The organism is Dellaglioa sp. CoH-57-MRSF-19, assembly GCF_056781975.1.
In genome coordinates, this window is sequence record NZ_JBXAXW010000011.1 from 3,396 (window position 1) to 5,181 (window position 1,786).

Consider the following 1,786-nt stretch of genomic DNA (forward strand, 5'->3'; position numbering starts at 1 on the left):
CCTCAAAACTAAACAAATTTTCGACAAGTGTGTAGGTTTCCGTAATATTCCTTAGAAAGGAGGTGATCCAGCCGCAGGTTCTCCTACGGCTACCTTGTTACGACTTCACCCTAATCATCTGTCCCACCTTAGACGGCTGGCTCCTAAAAGGTTACCTCACCGGCTTTGGGTGTTACAAACTCTCATGGTGTGACGGGCGGTGTGTACAAGGCCCGGGAACGTATTCACCGCGGCATTCTGATCCGCGATTACTAGCGATTCCAACTTCATGTAGGCGAGTTGCAGCCTACAATCCGAACTGAGAACGGCTTTAAGAGATTAGCTTAACCTCGCGGTCTCGCAACTCGTTGTACCGTCCATTGTAGCACGTGTGTAGCCCAGGTCATAAGGGGCATGATGATTTGACGTCATCCCCACCTTCCTCCGGTTTGTCACCGGCAGTCTCATTAGAGTGCCCAACTAAATGCTGGCAACTAATAATAAGGGTTGCGCTCGTTGCGGGACTTAACCCAACATCTCACGACACGAGCTGACGACAACCATGCACCACCTGTCATTCTGTCCCCGAAGGGAACGGCCTATCTCTAGGTTTGTCAGAAGATGTCAAGACCTGGTAAGGTTCTTCGCGTTGCTTCGAATTAAACCACATGCTCCACCGCTTGTGCGGGCCCCCGTCAATTCCTTTGAGTTTCAACCTTGCGGTCGTACTCCCCAGGCGGAGTGCTTAATGCGTTAGCTGCAGCACTGAAGGGCGGAAACCCTCCAACACTTAGCACTCATCGTTTACGGCATGGACTACCAGGGTATCTAATCCTGTTTGCTACCCATGCTTTCGAACCTCAGCGTCAGTTACAGACCAGAGAGCCGCTTTCGCCACTGGTGTTCTACCATATATCTACGCATTTCACCGCTACACATGGTGTTCCACTCTCCTCTTCTGCACTCAAGTTATCCAGTTTCCAATGCATTTCTTCGGTTGAGCCGAAGGCTTTCACATCAGACTTAAAAAACCGCCTGCGTTCGCTTTACGCCCAATAAATCCGGATAACGCTTGCCACCTACGTATTACCGCGGCTGCTGGCACGTAGTTAGCCGTGGCTTTCTGGTTAGATACCGTCACTAGGTAAACAGTTACTCTTACCTACATTCTTCTCTAACAACAGAGCTTTACGATCCGAAAACCTTCTTCACTCACGCGGCGTTGCTCCATCAGACTTTCGTCCATTGTGGAAGATTCCCTACTGCTGCCTCCCGTAGGAGTTTGGGCCGTGTCTCAGTCCCAATGTGGCCGATCACCCTCTCAGGTCGGCTACGTATCATTGCCTTGGTGGGCCTTTACCTCACCAACTAGCTAATACGCCGCGGGTCCATCCAAAAGTGACAGCTTACGCCGTCTTTCATTATCAAACCATGCGGTTTAACAAATTATGCGGTATTAGCACCTGTTTCCAAGTGTTATCCCCCTCTTTTGGGCAGGTTACCCACGTGTTACTCACCCGTTCGCCACTCATTATCTTCGGTGAGTGCAAGCACTCGGTGAAGATAATGCGTTCGACTTGCATGTATTAGGCACGCCGCCAGCGTTCATCCTGAGCCAGGATCAAACTCTCATATAAAAAGTTGATTGCTCTTATTGTTTTGTTACTTTTTGAAACTAGCGAATTGACTTCGCAAATGTTTGCTCTTAACTCTTAGTTAAGAGACCCTACACATTTGATTTGTCGAAAATTTGTTCAGTTTTCAAAGATCTACTTGGTTGCTTTTGACAACTTTTATATCATATCAA

General features: G+C 48.5%; 1 rRNA gene. It reads right to left on the reverse strand.

Going from position 1 to position 1,786, the window contains the following annotated elements:
- Positions 1-55: 55 nt before the first annotated feature.
- Positions 56-1,616: ribosomal RNA gene (locus tag AC1RO3_RS07735) — 16S ribosomal RNA — on the reverse strand.
- Positions 1,617-1,786: the final 170 nt, after the last annotated feature.